We start from the raw sequence: 16,971 nt of genomic DNA on the forward strand, positions 1-16,971 counted from the left end.
AAAAAAGCAAAAGCGTGCATCGGGTTCCCGCTATCATGGCGCGCAGAATCCACCTTCGATCCAGGGAGGCGAAGAACCATGGAAATCAGCGTTCAGGACTACGCGCGCGAATGCGCAGAACAGGGGCTGCGCGGCGACTACCTGGCCTGCCGCAGCGACTTCACGGTCGAGCAAGCCTACGACTATGACGACGCTCAGCAGCGGGTCTGGCGCCTGTTGTGCGACCGGCAGACGGAGCTCACCCGGCGGCTGGCGCATAAATCATACCTCGACGGCGTAGAGGCCCTTGGCCTGCTGGAGCGCATTCCCGATTTCGACGAGGTAAGCGACAAGCTGCGGGCGCGCACCGGCTGGGAGCTGGTAGCCGTGCCCGGCCTCATTCCAGCCGAACCGTTTTTCGATCACCTCGCCAACCGCCGCTTTCCGGTGACCAACTGGCTGCGGCGCGAGGACGAGCTCGACTACATCGTCGAACCCGACATGTTCCACGATTTCTTCGGCCATGTGCCGATCCTCACCCAGCCGCAGTTTGCCGATTTCATGCACATGTACGGTGCACGCGCCGGCGACGCGATCGCGCTTGGTGGCGACGAAATGATCACGCGGCTTTACTGGTATACGTCCGAATTCGGTCTGATCCAGGAACCCGGCGGGCCGATGAAGGCCTTCGGCGCCGGGCTGATGTCATCCTACAGCGAACTGCAGTTTGCGGTTGAAAGCGCCGACGCGCATCGCGTGACCTTCGACATCGAAACGGTGATGCGCACCGGCTACGAGATCGACAAATTCCAGCGCGCTTATTTCGTACTGCCGTCCTTCGAGGCGTTGAGCGAAGCCTTCAGTGCGCTCGATCTCGAGGCGCTGGTGAAACGCTGGAAGGATGCCGAGCCGCTCGACCCGGCGACCGTTTAGCCGAGCAGCACCAGCACAACGATACCGGCCACAATCAGCAGGCAGCCGGCGGCCTCGAGCGGCGATATCTTTTCGCGGAAGAAAAACACCGAGGCCGCGAAGGTGAACAGCATCTCGACTTGCGCGAGCGCCTTCACGATTGCCGCCTGCTGCAAGGTCATCGCCGTGAACCAGCCGAATGAGGCGCTGGCGCCCACCAGCCCCGTGAAAAGGGCCGGGCGCCAGGCGCGCGCAACGCGGCCAAGCTCGGCGCGGTCGCGCCAGATCATCCAGACCGCCATCAACACGGACTGGAAGACGATCACCCAAAGCAGTGTATAAGCCGCCTGCATCAGCGCGTTGGGCCCGCCAAGCGATAGCGACGCGGCGCGATAGGCGACGGCCGCGATGCCGAACAGCGTGCCCGACGCCAGACCGATCAGCGCGTTGCGGCTGAGCACCGCTGTGAACAGGTTGCGCAGGCTCTTCGGCTCGTGCGCCACCGAGATCAGCATCACGCCGAAGACTGTGATCGCAATCGCCGCTAAGGCGCCTGACGATGGCCACTCAGCAAGAATGAGCAGGCCGAATATCGCCGCCTGTGCCGGCTCTGTGCGCGAATAGGCCGTACCGACGGCGAAGTTGCGGAAAGAGAACAGGTAAATCAGCAGAAAGGTCGCACCGATCTGCGTTAGACCGCCGACAACCGCCCACAACAGAAAAGCGCTGTTCGGTGCTGGCAGTTCGTACCCAAGGCCGCCATTCAGGAAAGCAACGAAGGCAAGCGCGAAGGGCACGCCGAAGCCAAAGCGCACAAAGGTGGCGCCGGTCGTGCCCATGACCGATTTGAGATGCTTCTGCGTCGCCGAGCGCAGATTCTGCAGGAACGCTGCGGCGATCGTTATTGGTATCCAGAGTTCCATTGGCGGGAGCGATGTCCGAAAGCAGGCAGCGTTCTGTAACCGCGATCCCCCCTTCCGCGCAACGTCGCGGCCGGCATGTCGACTAGCTCAGCCGGCGCCGGTATCAGGCTGCCTTGGCCAGGTCCGGTTCGAACACCACGCGGTTGCGGCCGCCGCGTTTGGCCGCATAGAGCCTGCCATCCGCCTCGCGCATAAGATCCGAGAGCTTCATTCCCGGAACATGGCTGGCTGCGCCCAGGCTGACGGTAAGCGGCACGAGGGAGCCGTTTCCGGGATCGAACCTGATGTTCTGAACCGCACGTCTAATACGCTGCGCCACATCCATGGACCGGGCCGGGGTTGTGCCCTTCAGGAAGACGGCGAATTCCTCGCCACCTATACGGCCGCGCAGGTCATTTTCCTCAAGCGCACCACAGATCGCTCCCGCGATTGCCTTCAGAGCCTCGTCTCCGGTGAGATGACCATAGGTGTCGTTGATGCGCTTGAAGAAATCCGCATCGATGATCATCAACGTGCCGCTGTCCGCTTTGGCGCGACGCTGCTCCAGCGCCGAGAAGAAGCCCTCCCGGTTCAGCATGCCGGTCAAGTCATCGTGGCGCGCCGCCTCCGACAATTTGCTGTGGGCAACCGCAAGTTCGGCATGGGCGCCAGCGAGACGCTCATGTGCCTTGCGCAATTCCTCATGTGCATCGGTGAGCCGCTTGCTGCTGAGATTGCTCCACAATGTGACGGGAGTGGCAATGAGCAATGGACAAATGACGCACATTGCCAGTGCCACCGGTCCGAAAGTCGCACCAAGGGCCGGCAGCAGCACGGCACCTATGGTCACCGACGCAACGATCGAGCCAAGCGTGGCAATGATGGACTTCCGCAGTACACGACGCATCGAAATCTCCCCAGTGGCCGGGTTCTATCGCAGCCACCTCAAATCGATGTTTCGGAATTCGATAAAATTGGAACGATCCGGGAGAATCGTGCCATAGGAGCGCATGACCAATCAGCCTGACGCAAAAGCCTTCTCCCACGTCCGGGAGTGGGTATTTGACCTCGACAATACGCTTTATCCGCACCACTCGAACCTGTTTGCGCAGGTCGACGTACGCATCACCTCGTTCGTGTCCGAGCTGCTTTCGCTGCCGCGCGATGAAGCGCGCGCGCTGCAGAAGGAGCTCTACCGGGACTACGGCACGACCATGAACGGGCTGATGGCGCTGCACGGCATCGACCCCGACGACTTTCTGCAAAAAGTCCACGACATCGACTATTCAGGGCTCTCGCCCGATCCCGCACTGGGTGACGCGATCCGGGCCCTGCCCGGCCGCAAGTTCATCTTCACCAATGGCGATCGCGGGCACGCGGAGCGCACAGCGCGGCAACTCGGCATTCTCGATCATTTCGACGAGATTTTCGACATCATCGCCGCGGGACACGAACCGAAGCCGGCAGCCGCCACCTATGGCCGCTTCCTCGAGCGCCATGGTGTGGAACCAGCGCAGGCGGCGATGTTCGAAGACCTCGGCCGCAATCTGGAGGTGCCCAAATCGCTCGGCATGCGCACCGTACTGATCGTGCCGCGTAACTTCGAACCGACATTCAGCGAGATCTGGGAGCGGGACGCCGCATATGAAGACGCGGTCGATTTCGTGACCGACGATCTCGCCGTATTCCTCAACAACATCACCCCGGCCCCCCAGCATTGAAGCGCTTTACGTCGCTCGAAGCGAGCATCGACGCTGCGGCGCATGCGGTTCTCGACCGGCTTCCCAAATCGGGGCTTTCAGGCGCGCTGGTCGAGTTCATCGTCTTCGGCCTCAAGCAGGCCTGGGCGTGCCTGTTCGGCGGCGCGATGCTGGCGCTGATCATCGGGACGCGGATTCTGTGGCCCGACGATGCGGGCCTTACCCGCTACGACTTTCTGTTTCTGGCCGCCCTTTCCATCCAGCTCGCCATGCTCGCACTCAAGCTCGAGACACTGGACGAAGCCAAGGTGATCCTGGTCTTCCACGTCGTCGGCACCGCGATGGAGGTGTTCAAGACGTCCGCGGGATCATGGATCTATCCGGAGGAGAGCATTTTTCGCATCGGCGCGGTGCCGCTGTTTTCAGGCTTCATGTATGCGGCAGTCGGCTCATACCTTGCCCGCATCACCCGCATCTTCGACATGCGCTATTCCGCCTATCCTCCGGTCTGGACGACGGCTGTGCTTGCGGCGGCGATCTATATCAACTTCTTCGCACACCACTTCACGGTCGATATACGGATTGGCCTGTTTGCAGTGACGGCGTTGCTGTATTACCGCACCAGCGTGCATTACCGGGTCTTCCGCTTTCGCCACCGCATGCCGCTTTTGCTCGGCTTCCTGCTGGTCGCGCTTTTCATCTGGTTTGCGGAGAATATCGGCACCTGGTCGCGTGCATGGCTCTATCCCGGCCAGGAGGCCGGATGGTCGCCGGTTTCCATTCAGAAACTCGGCGCCTGGTACCTGCTGATGATCATCTCATTCGTGCTGGTGACGCTGATCCACCGGCCGCAGCCGCCGGACGAGCCAGTGAATTGAAGGCGCGGAGCAACCGCTCTCCGCGCCCGTCTTGCGGTCAGTGGTTGCCGTGCCCGTCCATCATGACCGTGCCATCGAAGCTGGACAGCAGAGCGACCTGTTTCGGGTCCATCGCAGCTTCGGCATCCGCAAGCAATGTTGCCAGCTGATCCGAAACCGCCGCCGGCACACCCATCTGCCGGAGGTTTGCCGCCTCCTTCACCGCATCGCCAGTGCACAGATGCACGGTCCATCTGCCATGCATACGCCGCATGAGCGCACGGCCGCCGCGTTCGTCCTGCATCCAGCCGGCGACGGCATGATCGCCAAGGATCACGAGGGGCTGAATGGAAAGCGGCGCCTCCGGCGTATCCCAGGTCGCCTTGAGGACGCCCCGGATCGCATCCTCGTCGCTCAAGGCGCCATGATCTTCTCCGTGATCCCCATGGCCGCCATGCCCACCATGACCACCGCCTTCGGCCTTGCGAACCGGGAAGGCGATTTCCACGGCGCCGGCTTTTTCGAACTGCAGCGTTACGGGAACCGTGTCACCATCCTTGAATGGGGTTGCGACGCCCATGAACATGACGTGCAGTCCACCAGGCTTGAGCTCGACGGTATCTCCGGCCGGGATTTCGAGACCGCCATCGACCGGGCGCATGGTCATGACGTCGTTGACAATCTCCATGGTGTGGATCTCCACCTTCGCAGCGGCCGGCGAAGAAGCGCCGACGAGGCGGTCGGCCTCTGCACCATGATTGGCGATGGTCAGATAGCCGCCGCCGGCCGGCTGGTTGGGCAGCATGGCGCGGGCCCAGGCCGAACTTATCTCCAGGTCGCCGGCAGTCACCGTGGCGTCCATGCCGGCATGTGCGCCGTGGCCGCCATGGCCGCCCTTGCCAGCCGCAAGGATGACAAGCCGCGGCGCAGGCTGCTCGAGTTCATGCGGGTCCTGGCCCTCGGCCGGCATCTCCTTCCACGCGACTTCTCCGTCAGCGCAAAGCTGCGTGGTCACGAAATAGAGCGCCTGGCCCGCATCAACCCCAGACAGCGAGCCCGACAATATGAACTCGTCATAATGACCGTCCTCGAGCTGGCCGCCGGACCAGGTCACGACCCGCGTTCCGGATGACATCTCGCGTCCATGGAGGGAATAGGTTTTTGCGTAGTCCCCGGACTCTACGTCCAGGACCCAGCCGGCCTTCGGCATCGGCTTCACGCCGATGTAGCCTTCCGGCACCTCAACGCGGACGGTATGTGTGGCCTGGCCATCGCACCCATGAGGTACGCGAAGAACGGCCTTGTAACTGCCAGCCGCAGCTTCCGCCTTCTCCAGGGTGGCGTGGGCACCGGCCGGAACGGCGGTGATGAGAGCAACGGCTCCCGCTGCTGCGAGCGAACCGAAAAGATGACGCATGATACGTCCTTTCAATGTCTGAAAACGAGATGTGGCCCAGCGCGGGCCGGTGATTTTCAGACGATGAAAGGCGGTGCACGAATTGCCGGTGGCGGCCCGGCAGCAGTGCCGGGCGGGATCAAGCCGAATTCCGCAGACAACCGGGCTTCAGCAACAGCGGCAGGCGGCGCAAATGCCGGTTCCGACGCAAGTGCTGCCTTGAAAGCGGCCGCGCCGGTACAGTGATGAACGCCGATGCATGCCGGGCAGCCTTCAGGCATTCCGCGCGGCTCGCCCTCGTCGCCGGCAGCGCCGGCAAGGGTGCATATAACAAAATCCTGGCCGGCGGCCTGAGCGGCGCCAAGCGGCTGAAGCGCATTCAAAACAGTGAGGAGAACCGCAAGCGCGGCAAACAGGCCACCCTCGCGGCGCAGACTTTCGAACCAGCTTGTTCGGCGCGAAACCTTGCTCATGGTTTCGCTCTAGGCTCTTTCACTCCCGTTGGAAAGTGGTCGGCTTGCCACACCGGCAGCGGCACCGGTGCAGGCTGGCGGAGCAAAAAGACGCCGGCAATTCAGAACCGGTGCCGCCTCGCCCGTTCAGTCCGCGATTTCGTAGAACGCCTTGATCACGCCCCAAGCCTCTTCCGCCGTATCGACCAGCGAGATCAGTGTCTCGTCGCCCGGTGATACCGTCCCCTGTTCAACCAGGAAATCGATGTTGATCGCCCGGTCCCAGAACTCCCTGCCGAACAGCAGAACGGGCACCCGCTCCATGCGTCCCGTCTGTATCAGCGTCAGGGTTTCGAACAGTTCGTCCAGCGTGCCGAAACCGCCGGGGAACACGGCCACGGCCTTCGCCCGCATGATGAAGTGCATCTTGCGGATCGCGAAATAGTGGAAATTGAAGCACAGATCCGGCGTGACGTATTTGTTGGGCGCCTGCTCGTGCGGCAGCACGATGTTGAGGCCGATCGAGGGCGCGCCGCAGTCTGATGTGCCGCGGTTGCCGGCTTCCATCACGCCGGGGCCGCCCCCGGTTACAATCACATATTCGCGGTAGTAGGATTTCGCCGAATGTTCGGAGCATATCCGGGCGAATTGCCGAGCCTCGGCATAATAGCGGCTGTTGGCAGTAAGATTTTTCTTCTGGGTCTCGTTTTTGGCTGCCCATGCGTCTCCACCCGGCTCGGGGATACGCGCGCCGCCAAAAATGATGACGGTTGAGCGAATGCCCTTCTCCGTCAGCACCATTTCAGGTTTCATCAATTCGAGCTGAAGCCGCACCGGGCGCAGCTCGCGCCGGGTGAGAAAATCCTCGTCCGAGAAAGCCAGCCGGTATGTGGGTGCCTCGGTCTGCGGAGTGCGTGGCACACTGCGCGCGCGCTGCAGATCCTCATCCGAATGCGGGAGCGGCGTCCAGCCATTGTCTTCTGTTGCGGTCATTGCATTAATCCCCGGTCTCAAGTCGAAATGCGTCCCGTCGAGACGCTTCCCGCAATTGACCCCCCGGCGCGCTTGACATAGGTTCCGCGCGGCCTTCGGGCCAGTCCCTCCCGGACCCTACGGGCTTCCCCTTAACAGCCAGTGTAGTGGAGCACTTGCCATGGCCAAGGCAGATCAATCGGCACTCGAGGCAACGATCGAAAAAGCGTTCGAGGAACGCGACAAGATAAGCGCCGACACTGGCGGCAGCGTACGCGCGGCGGTGGATGCAGCGCTCGATTTGCTGGACCGCGGTGAAGCGCGCGTCGCCTCGCGCGGCGACGACGGAATCTGGCATGTCCATCAATGGCTGAAAAAGGCGGTGCTGCTGTCTTTCCGGCTCAACCCCATGGAAGTGATCAAGGGCGGACCCGGCGAAGCAACCTGGTGGGACAAGGTGCCCTCCAAGTTCAATGGGTGGGGCGGCGCGGACTTCGACAAGGCCGGTTTTCGGGCCGTACCGGGCGCCATCGTGCGGCGTTCGGCCTATGTCGCACCCGGCGCGGTGCTGATGCCTTCTTTCGTCAATCTCGGCGCCTATGTCGGTGAAGGCACGATGGTCGACACCTGGGCAACCGTCGGCTCCTGCGCGCAGATCGGCGCGAATGTGCATCTGTCCGGCGGCGTGGGCATCGGCGGCGTACTTGAACCTATGCAGGCCGGACCGACGATCATCGAAGACAATTGCTTCATCGGCGCGCGCTCCGAAGTGGTCGAAGGCTGCATCGTGCGCGAAGGGTCGGTACTCGGCATGGGCGTCTTCATCGGCAAGTCGACGAAGATCGTCGACCGCGCCACCGGCGAGGTATTCCTGGGCGAGGTTCCGCCCTATTCGGTGGTGGTGGCAGGCACCATGCCCGGCAAGAACGTGCCTGGTGAAAACTGGGGTCCGAGCCTCTATTGCGCCGTCATCGTCAAGCGCGTCGATGAAAAGACCCGGTCGAAAACCTCGATTAACGAGCTGCTGCGCGATTGAAATCCGCGTCCAACGGTCGCACTCTGTCCGCCCCTGCGGACCGGATTCGGCCCGCGCAACAGAGAGAGGGGGCATTTACCATGGACTGGAAGTATCTGCTTACGAGCTTTGAAGGGCGAATCAACCGCGCGAAATTCTGGGCCGGTGTCGGCGTTCTGTTTGCCGCCGGGCTGCTCGCCAATCTGATCGACATGATGCTTGGCCTGCAGATCGCCGAGGGTCTCGGCGTTCTCGGGGCGATCGTGGGACTGGTATCGATCTATCTCGGTATCGCGCTATACGCCAAGCGGTGGCACGATCGCGACAAATCCGGATGGTGGACGCTGATCATCCTGATCCCGATCATCGGGCCGATCTGGCTGCTTGTCGAATGCGGAATTCTGGAAGGCACCAAGGGTGCAAATCGCTTTGGACCGGATCCCCTTGGATAGCAGATCGTTTCTTTGGTTGTTCTTCGGGTTATCCGGCCGCATTGGCCGGATAACCCATTTTTGGGCCGGGCTGCTGCTCTATCTGGCGCGGCTGTTTCCCGTCTACAAGATCATCGCCAACACCGGCAACGAAGCCGCACAGACGACCTGGGGCGGCGTGTTCCTTGTGGTTCTCGGCGCGGCGATCGTGTGCCACATCGCACTTGCGGTGAAGCGGCTGCATGATTTCAACGCGTCCGGCTGGTTCGCGTTTTTCTTCCTGATCGGCGATTTTCTGTTCTGGATCGTGCTCAGCCTGATACCGGGCCAGACCGGGCCGAACCGGTACGGCTCGCGGCCAAACGCACCGAAATAACCACATGCTGCGATTTGAAGTCGCCATGCCTGGTTCGGCGTCGTGACAGCCGGGGCCGTTTCCAGTATCTGATCGCCAATGCGCCAGCCAACAGATCCCGCAGAAATCCTTGCCGCCCTCATCCGCTGCCCGTCGGTAACACCCTCGGAAGGCGGTGCTCTCGCGGCACTTGAAAAAATCCTCGCCCCCCTCGGCTTCAGTGTCGAACGCCCCACATTTGCCGAAGTCGGCACGCCGGATGTCGAAAACCTTTATGCGCGTCTTTCCGGCAACGGGCCGCATCTTATGTTCGCGGGACACACCGACGTGGTGCCGCCGGGCGACGAAGCCGCCTGGAGCCATGCGCCCTTTTCGGCCGAAATCGTTGACGGCGAAATGTATGGCCGTGGCGCGGTGGATATGAAAGGCGGCATTGCCTGCTTCATCGCCGCGGTGGCGCGCCACGCTGATAAACACGGCACGCTGCCCGGCAGCGTGTCGCTGCTGATCACCGGCGACGAGGAAGGCCCGTCGATCAACGGCACCGTCAAACTGTTGGAATGGGCAGCAAACAAAGGCGAGAGCTGGGACGGTGCGATCGTCGGGGAGCCGACGAACCCCGACGCGATGGGCGACATGATCAAGATCGGACGGCGCGGCTCCCTCTCCGCTACCGTCACCGTCAACGGCACCCAGGGCCACGCCGCCTATCCGCACCTGGCCGACAATCCGCTGCCGGGGCTTCTGGCACTTGCCGGCGCGCTGCTCACGCCGGCCTTCGATGCAGGGACAGCCGACTTTCAGCCGACCAATCTCGAGATCACCTCCATCGACACCGGCAATCCGGCGGTCAATGTGATTCCAGCCAAAGCCACCTTCGCCTTCAACATCCGGTTCAACGACAGCTGGACGCCGGATACCCTGAAGGGGGAAGTCGTTGCGCGGCTCGACAGTGCCGCGCAGGCACGCGGCGGCGCCAAGCCCGTACGCTACGATCTCAGCTGGCGCGACCGGCCGAGCCCGGTGTTCCTGACCCGCGACGAAAAGCTGATCGGGCTGCTTTCCGGCGCAGTCGAGCGCGTCACCGGCCGTGCACCAAAGCTGTCGACCTCCGGCGGGACGTCGGACGCGCGTTTCATCAAGGATTACTGTCCTGTCGTCGAGTTCGGTCTTGTGGGGCAGACGATGCACATGGTGGACGAGCGGGTTGCGCTTGCGGACCTCGAAACGCTCACCGCGATCTATGAGCGTTTCCTGGAAAACTGGTTCGGGCGCTGACGATGCCGAGCGCCGACGACATTCAGAACTATCTGGGCGGCGTATGGAAGCTGATGAACGGCCGCTCCGAGGGGTTGCGCCAGCTGGATCTCAGCATTGACGGTTTCTGGAACTCGTTCTTCGCCATATTCGTCGCGCTGCCCGCACTTGGCGTCGGCTGGGTCTCCTTTGCAAACGAACTGGCCGGAGGCGATCCATTTGCGTACCGCTTGTGGATTTTGGCAAAGCTGGCAGTTATCGACCTCATAAGTTGGGTCGGGCCGATCATCCTGTTTGCCGCGGTCGCAAAGCCGGTCGGGCTGATCGACCGCTTTGTGCCTTATGTGGTTGCCTCGAACTGGGCGTCCGCAGCCTTTGCCTGGCTGCTGCTGCCGCCAGCGCTGATCGACCTTTTCTGGCCGGAATCGGTGGAACTGACCGATCTGATCTCGCTCGTGGCGGTTATTCTCACACTGGTGCTCGCCTGGCGGCTGACGAACACCGTGATAGCGCGTGGCGCTGCGGTCGCGACGGCGGTATTTTTCGCCATGATCGCGGTTTCGGTGACCATTCTGCTGGTGCTGCAGCCACTTCTTGGCCTGGCAATCGCCTGACCTGACCTCAGCGCCAGGTGCCGGTACCCGGCGCCGCCCGGGCGGCCGTATCCGCTCAGTAGTCCACGCGCATCAGAAATAGCCCATCCGGAGGCGCGACCGGTCCGCAGGCTGAGCGGTCGGCAGCTTCCAGCGCCGCACTTACGTCACCGGCCGTCCAGGCGCCCTCGCCGACCCGCTTCAGCGTGCCGACCATGGAACGCACCTGGTTGTGCAGGAACGAGCGCGCTGAGGCGCGGATTTCGACCACGTCGCCGTGGCGCGTGACATCCAGAACATCAAGGGTTTTCACCGGGCTCTTCGACTGACACTGCACCGACCGGAACGTCGTGAAGTCGTGTTTGCCGACCAGAGCCTGCGCGGCTGCATGCATGGCGTCCGGGTCGAGCTTTCTTGCCACATGCCAGACCTGGCCGCGCTCGAGCGCCGGCGGCGCGCGCCGGTTCAGGATCCTGTAGAGATAGTGCCGGGCAGTGGCGGAGAATCGCGCGTCGAACTCGGCATCGACCGCCTGAGCCGCGACGACGGAGACCGTTTCGCCCGCTGAGGTGAGATGGGCGTTGATCGCGGCCATAACCCGGTCTGCCTGCCATTCGCGTTCGAGATCGAAATGCGCAACCTGTCCGCGCGCATGAACGCCGGCATCGGTGCGGCCGGCCCCGCGGATCGTGACGGCCTCACCACAGAAGCCGTGGATCGCCTGCTCTATAGCGGCCTGAACCGAATGCTGGTCGGCCTGTCGCTGCCAGCCGGCATAGGCGCCGCCGTCATACTCGATGTCGATCCGGTAACGCGGCATTGTCAGCGTACCACAACGCCCGGCGCGAGCTTGGCGCCGCGCTGAAAGTCTTCCGCGGAAAGCGGCTTGCCGCCGGCGCGCTGCAGCTCAACCAGCCGAACCGCGCCCGCGCCGCAGGCGATCGCCAGTTCGTCGTCGAGCACGGTGCCGGGTTCGGTGTATGCGCCATTGGAGCCCGCCGAAGGCAGCGTGTCGACGGTGGAGCGCAACAGCTTCACGCGCTCGACACGGCCGGCGATTTCCATCTCGCACCAGGCGCCCGGGAACGGCGACAAACCGCGAATATGATTGTGGACTTCATCGGCGGCGCGCGACCAGTCGACCCGTGTTTCGTCCTTGGCGATCTTGTGCGCGTAAGTCGCGCCCTCTGGCGGCTGCGGGGTCAGCGCAAGCTTGCCGGCTTCCAGCAGTGCAAGCGCCTCGACCATGAGTGCCGCGCCCGACCTGGCGAGCTCGTCATGAAGTTCGCCGGCGGTCATGTCCGGATCGATCGGAACGCGGTGCGTCAGCGCAACCGGTCCGGTATCCAGGCCCTCATCCATCTTCATGACCATGATGCCGGTTTCGGTATCGCCGGCCATGATGGCGCGCTGAATGGGTGCCGCACCGCGCCATCTGGGCAGAAGCGAGGCATGGCCATTGAATGCGCCGAGACGCGTACCCTTGAGCACTGCTTCGGGAAGCAGCAATCCGTAGGCGACAACGACAGCCGCGTCGGCATTCAGCGCAGCAAATGTCTGCTGCTCGGCCTCGCCGCGCAGGCTTTTCGGTGTGCGGACTTCGATGCCGAGATCGTCGCCAAGCCGGTGCACGGGCGACGGCTTGAGCTCCAGCCCGCGCCGCCCCGCCGGGCGCGGCGGCTGAGTATAGATCGCAGCAATTTCGTGACCTGCACCGGCCACCGCACGCAACGTTGCGGCGGCGAAATCGGGCGTTCCCATGAAAACGAGACGAAGCGGCATTTTTGAAACCGCCCCTCAGCCCACCATGCGGGTCGGGGCCTTGTCCTTCTCACGCGCCAGCTTCTTGAACTTGCGCACCACCATGTCGCGTTTCAGCTTCGACAGGTGGTCGATGAAAAGCACGCCATTCAGATGGTCGATCTCATGCTGGAGGCACGTCGCCATCATACCGTCGGCCTGGAGTTCCCGCGTTTTGCCGTCGATGTCGACATAGGTGACGGTTACCGAGCCCGGACGCTCGACTTCCGCGTAATAATCGGGGATCGACAGGCAGCCTTCTTCATGGATATTCGGTTCGTCGCCACGGGCGACGATTTCCGGATTGATGAATATATGTGGCGCCTTCGGCTCGTCTTCGCGGGCAAGGTCGATAACCAGCATGCGCAGCGGGATGCCGATCTGGATCGCGGCGAGACCGATACCCGGCGCGTCATACATGGTTTCGAGCATATCAGCCGAGAGCTTGCGCAGCTCTTCGCCGACGGTTTCGACGGGCTTGGAGACCTCACGCAGAACAGGGTCGGGAAGAATGACGAGCGGGCGGATCATGATGGCTCTCAGGTAATGGCTGTACAGGCGGGCGTCAACGTGAACAGCATGGAACGTTCACGTTTTGGTCTTATGCCGGGCTGCCGAATCGTCTAAGGTTTCGTGATGCAAAGCTTCTCCGACCTTTTGGCCGCGCCGATTGCGCAATTCGGATCGGCCACGATCACACTGGGCCATCTGATGTGGGCGGCCGGGATTGTCGGCGTGCTTATCGTTGCCGTGCTTGGCGTTTCGCTGTGGCGCATGTCACGCGGGCGCGCGGAGGCCGGACGCGAAGCCGATGCGCGCCTCGCCGAAATTACCAGGGCACAAGCCGAGATGCAGGGCAGGCTCGGCACGCTGGCGGAGGTGTTTTCCAACCGCCAGGCTGAACTCAACAAGGCCATCGGCGAACGGCTCGACGGCATGACGTCGCGGCTCGGCAGCTCGATCGCGGAACAGACGAAATCGACGCATGACAATCTCGCCAGGCTACAGGAACGGCTGGCGGTGATCGACACAGCGCAGACCAACATCCAGTCGCTTGCCGGGCAGGTGGTGCAGCTGCAGCACATCCTCTCCAACAAGCAGACACGCGGTGCTTTCGGGCAGAGCCGGATGGAGGCGATTATTGCCGACGGGCTGCCGCACGGTGCCTACGAGTTTCAGGCCACACTTTCCAACGGGTCGCGGCCGGACTGTCTGATCAGAATGCCGAACGATCAGCCCTCGCTGGTGATCGATGCGAAATTTCCGCTGGAATCGTGGAACGCCATCCGCGCCGCCGCCGAGAGCGACAGCTCAGGCGAAGCGCAGCGGCAGGTCTCCCAGGCTTTCCGCCGCGACATCGAAGTGCATATCAAGGCGATTTCGGAAAAATATCTTATCAATGGCGAGACGCAGGACACGGCCTTCATGTTCGTGCCGTCGGAATCGATCTTCGCCGAGATCCACGAGAACTTCGAGCAGCTGGTGCAGCGTGCGCACCGGGCGCGGGTGGTGATCGTGTCGCCCTCGCTGCTGATGCTTTCGATCCAGGTCATACAGGCGGTTCTGAAAGATGCGCGCATGCGCGAGCAGGCTCATCTCATTCAGGGCGAGGTGATCCGGCTGATGGAGGACGTGTCGCGGCTCGACGACCGTGTGCGCAAGCTCAAGGGCCATTTCGATCTGACCAACAAGGACATCGACCAGATCCTGACGTCGACCGATAAGCTCACCAAACGCGGCGCGAAAATCGAAGCGCTCGAATTCGGCGAAGCCCACGCCGCCGAAGCCGCGGCCGAACAGCCGACCAAAAAGGCCGTCGAGGCCGGCAGCGGGCAATTGCGGTTGCGGGTCGTCGACGAAGACTAGCGTTCTGCACTCCACGTCGTCATCCTCGCCACAAGGGCGAGGATGACGGCAATGAGGCGGGCCAGACAGACGACCTAGCCGATATCGCGCACCAGCGCAGCCAACTCGGCCAGTGTTGGCATTTCGTGGAAACGTTCCGCTTCGCGCGGGGCCTCGGCGTGCTCCAGCTCCCAGGTGAGATCGTGCGGGACCAGGACACCCCAGCCACCAGCCTCGATTGCCGGTATCACGTCCGACTTCAGCGAATTGCCCACCATCATCGCTCGCTCTGGCCCGTCACCGTGGCGCGCGAACAGCGTGCGATAGGTTTCGGCCTTCTTGTCGCTGACGATCTCCACCGCATCCAGCAGATCGCCCAGCCCGGAAGCCGCCACCTTGCGTTCCTGATCGAACAGGTCGCCCTTGGTGATGAGCACCAGCCGATGCGAACCGGCCAGTTCCGTCAGCGTTTCGCGCGCATGCGGCAGTGTCTCCACAGGATGGCGCAGCATCTCGCGGCCGGCATCGAGAATATCGGCGATGACCCGCGACGGCACCTTGCCGTCCGTCACCTCGATTGCGGTCTCGATCATCGAAAGCGTGAAACCCTTGATGCCAAAACCGTAGTGGCCAAGGTTGCGGCGCTCGGCCTCCAGAAGCCGTTCGCCAAGGTGGTCGGCCGCAGCGAAGTCCGCCAAAAGTTCAGCAAAGTGGTGCTGTGTCATGCGGAAAAACTGTTCGTTCTGCCACAGCGTGTCGTCCGCATCGAAACCTATGGTCGTAAGATGCTGCATACGTACCTCCGCACAACGCTGATCTAGACCAGCTTTACCGGACATAAAACCCTGCCCCGATATGGTCGCCTTTGCATCGTGAAATCCTAATTCGCGAAGGGGACAATTCGTGCCGGACCAATCCTTTCTGCCAGCGAGGCGCATCGTTTTGCTCGGTGTGGGCGCCGTGGCACTCATGCCATTGTCCGCCTGCGTTTCCGTGCTGCCGACGATGACGGTGGACGGTGTAGGCATGTCGTCCGAAGCGGAGCGCCAGATCGCGCTCGCACGCCGCGCAAACGACCAGGCACCGCTTTCGGCGGACCGGACACTCGAAAAGGCAGCCATCCAGCAAGCGGGCTACATGTCCGCAGGCGGCAAGATGGAGCACACGGCGCTACGCGGACGCGATTTCGTTTCGCGGATGGAAGCCAGCGGCATCGCGGCGCCCGCGGCCGAAAATCTTGCGCATGGCCGCTTCGATGTTGCACGCGTCATCGATGTCTGGATGGCGTCGCCGCCGCACCGGCGCAACATGCTCGACGGCCGCTTCGGAAAGTTCGGACTTGGATATGTGAGCGAACCGGACGACCGCCGCTTCTGGGCGATGGTTCTGGCGGCCTGACACCACCTGACGGGCAGCATTCAATAATCCTGACTGGCAGGGCGCGCGATATCTTCCTATTTCGTGCGGGATGAACGTCGTCGAGGTAAGAAGCAACGTAGGCCGATGATACCGATTTCGGTTCTGGATCTGTCACCCGTCACTGAAGGGAGCGACGTCTCCCAGTCGCTCGCCAACACGCTCGATCTTGCCCGCCATGCCGAGCGGCTGGGCTTCCGGCGCTACTGGCTGGCCGAGCACCACAACATGCCGGGCATTGCGAGCGCAGCCACCGCCGTCGTCATCGCCCATGTCGCGGCCGGCACATCCACGATCCGGGTCGGTGCCGGCGGGATCATGCTGCCCAACCACGCGCCGCTGGTGATTGCAGAACAGTTCGGAACGCTGGCAGCACTTCACCCAAACCGCATCGACCTCGGCCTTGGCCGCGCGCCCGGCACCGACCAGGTGACCGCGCAGGCGCTGCGCCGCACGCTCGCAAGCGATGTCGATACATTTCCGCAGGATGTGGTCGAACTGATCCGCTATTTCGAACCCGAACAGCCTGGCCAGCGCGTACAAGCGGTGCCGGGAACCGGACTTGCCGTGCCGGTCTGGATACTCGGTTCCAGCCTGTACGGTGCGCAACTGGCGGCCATGCTTGGGCTGCCATATGCATTCGCATCGCATTTCGCGCCACGCGAACTGATGAACGCCATTGCGATCTACCGCGAGCGCTTCCAGCCGTCGGAGCAGCTTGAGCGACCCTTTGTGATGGCAGGGCTCCAGATTGTCGCGTCCGAAAGCGACGATGAGGCCAGGCGCCTTTTCACGTCGTCGCAGCAGGCATTCATGCGGCTTCGACGGGGGATGCCGGGCAAGCTGCCGCCACCCGTCGACGATATCGAACCGCTGCTCGACCCGGGCTCACGCGCCATGCTCGACCACGCACTGGCGGAAGCAATCGTGGGTTCGCCCGAAACGGTGCGGCAGGGTTTGTCCGAATTTGTCGCGCGCACCGGAGTCGACGAGATCATCGTCACCGCGCAGGTCTACGAACACAAGGCCCGGCTACGCTCCTACGAGCTGCTCGCGGAGATCCGCGACGAGCTTGCCAAGGCCAGATGA

General features: G+C 62.7%; 20 protein-coding genes and 1 pseudogene. 11 read left to right on the plus strand and 10 right to left on the minus strand.

The window, feature by feature from the left end; translation table 11 throughout:
* The first annotated feature begins 78 nt into the window (after positions 1-78).
* Positions 79-912, plus strand: a complete 834-nt coding sequence (gene phhA, locus EP165_RS04025) for a phenylalanine 4-monooxygenase (protein WP_127520247.1) — start codon at positions 79-81, stop codon at positions 910-912.
* Here the strand turns inward: phhA and EP165_RS04030 are convergent.
* Both EP165_RS04030 and EP165_RS04035 read right to left on the minus strand, forming a co-directional pair.
* Positions 909-1,814: an EamA family transporter gene (locus EP165_RS04030; RefSeq protein WP_127520248.1), complete on the minus strand. Its 906-nt coding sequence runs from the start codon at positions 1,812-1,814 to the stop codon at positions 909-911. The genes phhA and EP165_RS04030 overlap by 4 nt on opposite strands.
* 103 nt (positions 1,815-1,917) lie before the next feature.
* On the minus strand, positions 1,918-2,700 hold the full coding sequence (locus EP165_RS04035) for a GGDEF domain-containing protein (RefSeq protein WP_127520249.1): 783 nt from the start codon (positions 2,698-2,700) through the stop codon (positions 1,918-1,920).
* Between the two features lie 103 nt (positions 2,701-2,803).
* Between EP165_RS04035 and EP165_RS04040 the strand changes: the two genes are divergently transcribed.
* On the plus strand, positions 2,804-3,514 hold the full coding sequence (locus EP165_RS04040) for a pyrimidine 5'-nucleotidase (RefSeq protein WP_127520250.1): 711 nt from the start codon (positions 2,804-2,806) through the stop codon (positions 3,512-3,514).
* The gene (locus EP165_RS04045; protein ID WP_127520251.1) at positions 3,511-4,371 is read left to right on the plus strand and encodes a DUF817 domain-containing protein; all 861 of its coding nucleotides are present in this window, start codon (positions 3,511-3,513) and stop codon (positions 4,369-4,371) included. The genes EP165_RS04040 and EP165_RS04045 overlap by 4 nt, the downstream gene beginning before the upstream one ends.
* 37 nt (positions 4,372-4,408) lie before the next feature.
* Here EP165_RS04045 and EP165_RS20815 read toward each other — a convergent pair whose 3' ends face one another.
* The 4 genes and pseudogenes from EP165_RS20815 to EP165_RS04060 all read right to left on the minus strand — a co-directional run bounded on the left by EP165_RS20815 (position 4,409) and on the right by EP165_RS04060 (position 7,191).
* Complete coding sequence (locus tag EP165_RS20815; RefSeq protein ID WP_501981654.1) at positions 4,409-4,768, minus strand: copper uptake system-associated protein; 360 nt, start codon at positions 4,766-4,768, stop codon at positions 4,409-4,411.
* A 36-nt stretch (positions 4,769-4,804) separates the two neighbouring features.
* Positions 4,805-5,767, minus strand: a pseudogene (locus EP165_RS04050) (copper chaperone PCu(A)C domain-containing protein); the annotation flags it as partial.
* A 56-nt stretch (positions 5,768-5,823) separates the two neighbouring features.
* The gene (locus EP165_RS04055; RefSeq protein WP_127520253.1) at positions 5,824-6,219 is read right to left on the minus strand and encodes a hypothetical protein; all 396 of its coding nucleotides are present in this window, start codon (positions 6,217-6,219) and stop codon (positions 5,824-5,826) included.
* 126 nt (positions 6,220-6,345) lie between these two features.
* Positions 6,346-7,191, minus strand: a complete 846-nt coding sequence (locus tag EP165_RS04060) for an LOG family protein (protein WP_127520254.1) — start codon at positions 7,189-7,191, stop codon at positions 6,346-6,348.
* A 160-nt stretch (positions 7,192-7,351) separates the two neighbouring features.
* On the opposite strand from EP165_RS04060, the gene dapD reads away from it, so the two are divergent.
* The 5 genes from dapD to EP165_RS04085 all read left to right on the plus strand — a co-directional run bounded on the left by dapD (position 7,352) and on the right by EP165_RS04085 (position 10,842).
* Positions 7,352-8,206, plus strand: a complete 855-nt coding sequence (dapD, locus tag EP165_RS04065; protein ID WP_127520255.1) for a 2,3,4,5-tetrahydropyridine-2,6-dicarboxylate N-succinyltransferase — start codon at positions 7,352-7,354, stop codon at positions 8,204-8,206.
* 80 nt (positions 8,207-8,286) lie between these two features.
* The gene (locus tag EP165_RS04070; RefSeq protein WP_127520256.1) at positions 8,287-8,637 is read left to right on the plus strand and encodes a DUF805 domain-containing protein; all 351 of its coding nucleotides are present in this window, start codon (positions 8,287-8,289) and stop codon (positions 8,635-8,637) included.
* Entirely contained in the window at positions 8,630-8,992 is a 363-nt protein-coding gene (locus EP165_RS04075; protein ID WP_164742949.1) for a DUF805 domain-containing protein, read from the plus strand. Before EP165_RS04070 ends, EP165_RS04075 begins: the two co-directional genes overlap by 8 nt.
* Before the next feature lie 78 nt (positions 8,993-9,070).
* Positions 9,071-10,249 carry a succinyl-diaminopimelate desuccinylase gene (gene dapE / locus EP165_RS04080; RefSeq protein ID WP_127520258.1) on the plus strand — a complete coding sequence of 393 codons (1,179 nt, stop codon included), beginning with the start codon at positions 9,071-9,073 and terminating at the stop codon, positions 10,247-10,249.
* A 2-nt stretch (positions 10,250-10,251) separates the two neighbouring features.
* Positions 10,252-10,842, plus strand: coding sequence for a transporter (locus EP165_RS04085; RefSeq protein ID WP_127520259.1), 591 nt, complete (start codon positions 10,252-10,254; stop codon positions 10,840-10,842).
* A gap of 55 nt (positions 10,843-10,897) precedes the next feature.
* Here the strand turns inward: EP165_RS04085 and truA are convergent, their stop codons facing one another.
* From truA to def, 3 genes are read right to left on the minus strand one after another with little or no spacing between them, the layout of a single operon-like run.
* Positions 10,898-11,641 carry a tRNA pseudouridine(38-40) synthase TruA gene (gene truA, locus EP165_RS04090; RefSeq protein ID WP_127520260.1) on the minus strand — a complete coding sequence of 248 codons (744 nt, stop codon included), beginning with the start codon at positions 11,639-11,641 and terminating at the stop codon, positions 10,898-10,900.
* Between the two features lie 2 nt (positions 11,642-11,643).
* Positions 11,644-12,603: a methionyl-tRNA formyltransferase gene (fmt, locus tag EP165_RS04095; protein WP_127520261.1), complete on the minus strand. Its 960-nt coding sequence runs from the start codon at positions 12,601-12,603 to the stop codon at positions 11,644-11,646.
* Positions 12,604-12,618: 15 nt separating this feature from the next.
* Positions 12,619-13,155, minus strand: a complete 537-nt coding sequence (def, locus tag EP165_RS04100; RefSeq protein WP_127520262.1) for a peptide deformylase — start codon at positions 13,153-13,155, stop codon at positions 12,619-12,621.
* Positions 13,156-13,257: 102 nt separating this feature from the next.
* Here def and EP165_RS04105 point away from each other — a divergent pair, with 102 nt between their 5' ends.
* On the plus strand, positions 13,258-14,487 hold the full coding sequence (locus tag EP165_RS04105; protein WP_127520263.1) for a DNA recombination protein RmuC: 1,230 nt from the start codon (positions 13,258-13,260) through the stop codon (positions 14,485-14,487).
* Positions 14,488-14,561: 74 nt separating this feature from the next.
* Here EP165_RS04105 and EP165_RS04110 read toward each other — a convergent pair whose 3' ends face one another.
* Complete coding sequence (locus EP165_RS04110) at positions 14,562-15,260, minus strand: HAD family hydrolase (RefSeq protein ID WP_127520264.1); 699 nt, start codon at positions 15,258-15,260, stop codon at positions 14,562-14,564.
* A gap of 109 nt (positions 15,261-15,369) precedes the next feature.
* Between EP165_RS04110 and EP165_RS04115 the strand changes: the two genes are divergently transcribed.
* Positions 15,370-15,864: a CAP domain-containing protein gene (locus EP165_RS04115; RefSeq protein ID WP_245440004.1), complete on the plus strand. Its 495-nt coding sequence runs from the start codon at positions 15,370-15,372 to the stop codon at positions 15,862-15,864.
* A gap of 105 nt (positions 15,865-15,969) precedes the next feature.
* Complete coding sequence (locus EP165_RS04120) at positions 15,970-16,971, plus strand: LLM class flavin-dependent oxidoreductase (RefSeq protein WP_127520265.1); 1,002 nt, start codon at positions 15,970-15,972, stop codon at positions 16,969-16,971.

Source organism: Mesorhizobium sp. Z1-4 (assembly GCF_004000235.1).
GTDB lineage: Bacteria > Pseudomonadota > Alphaproteobacteria > Rhizobiales > Rhizobiaceae > RCIO01.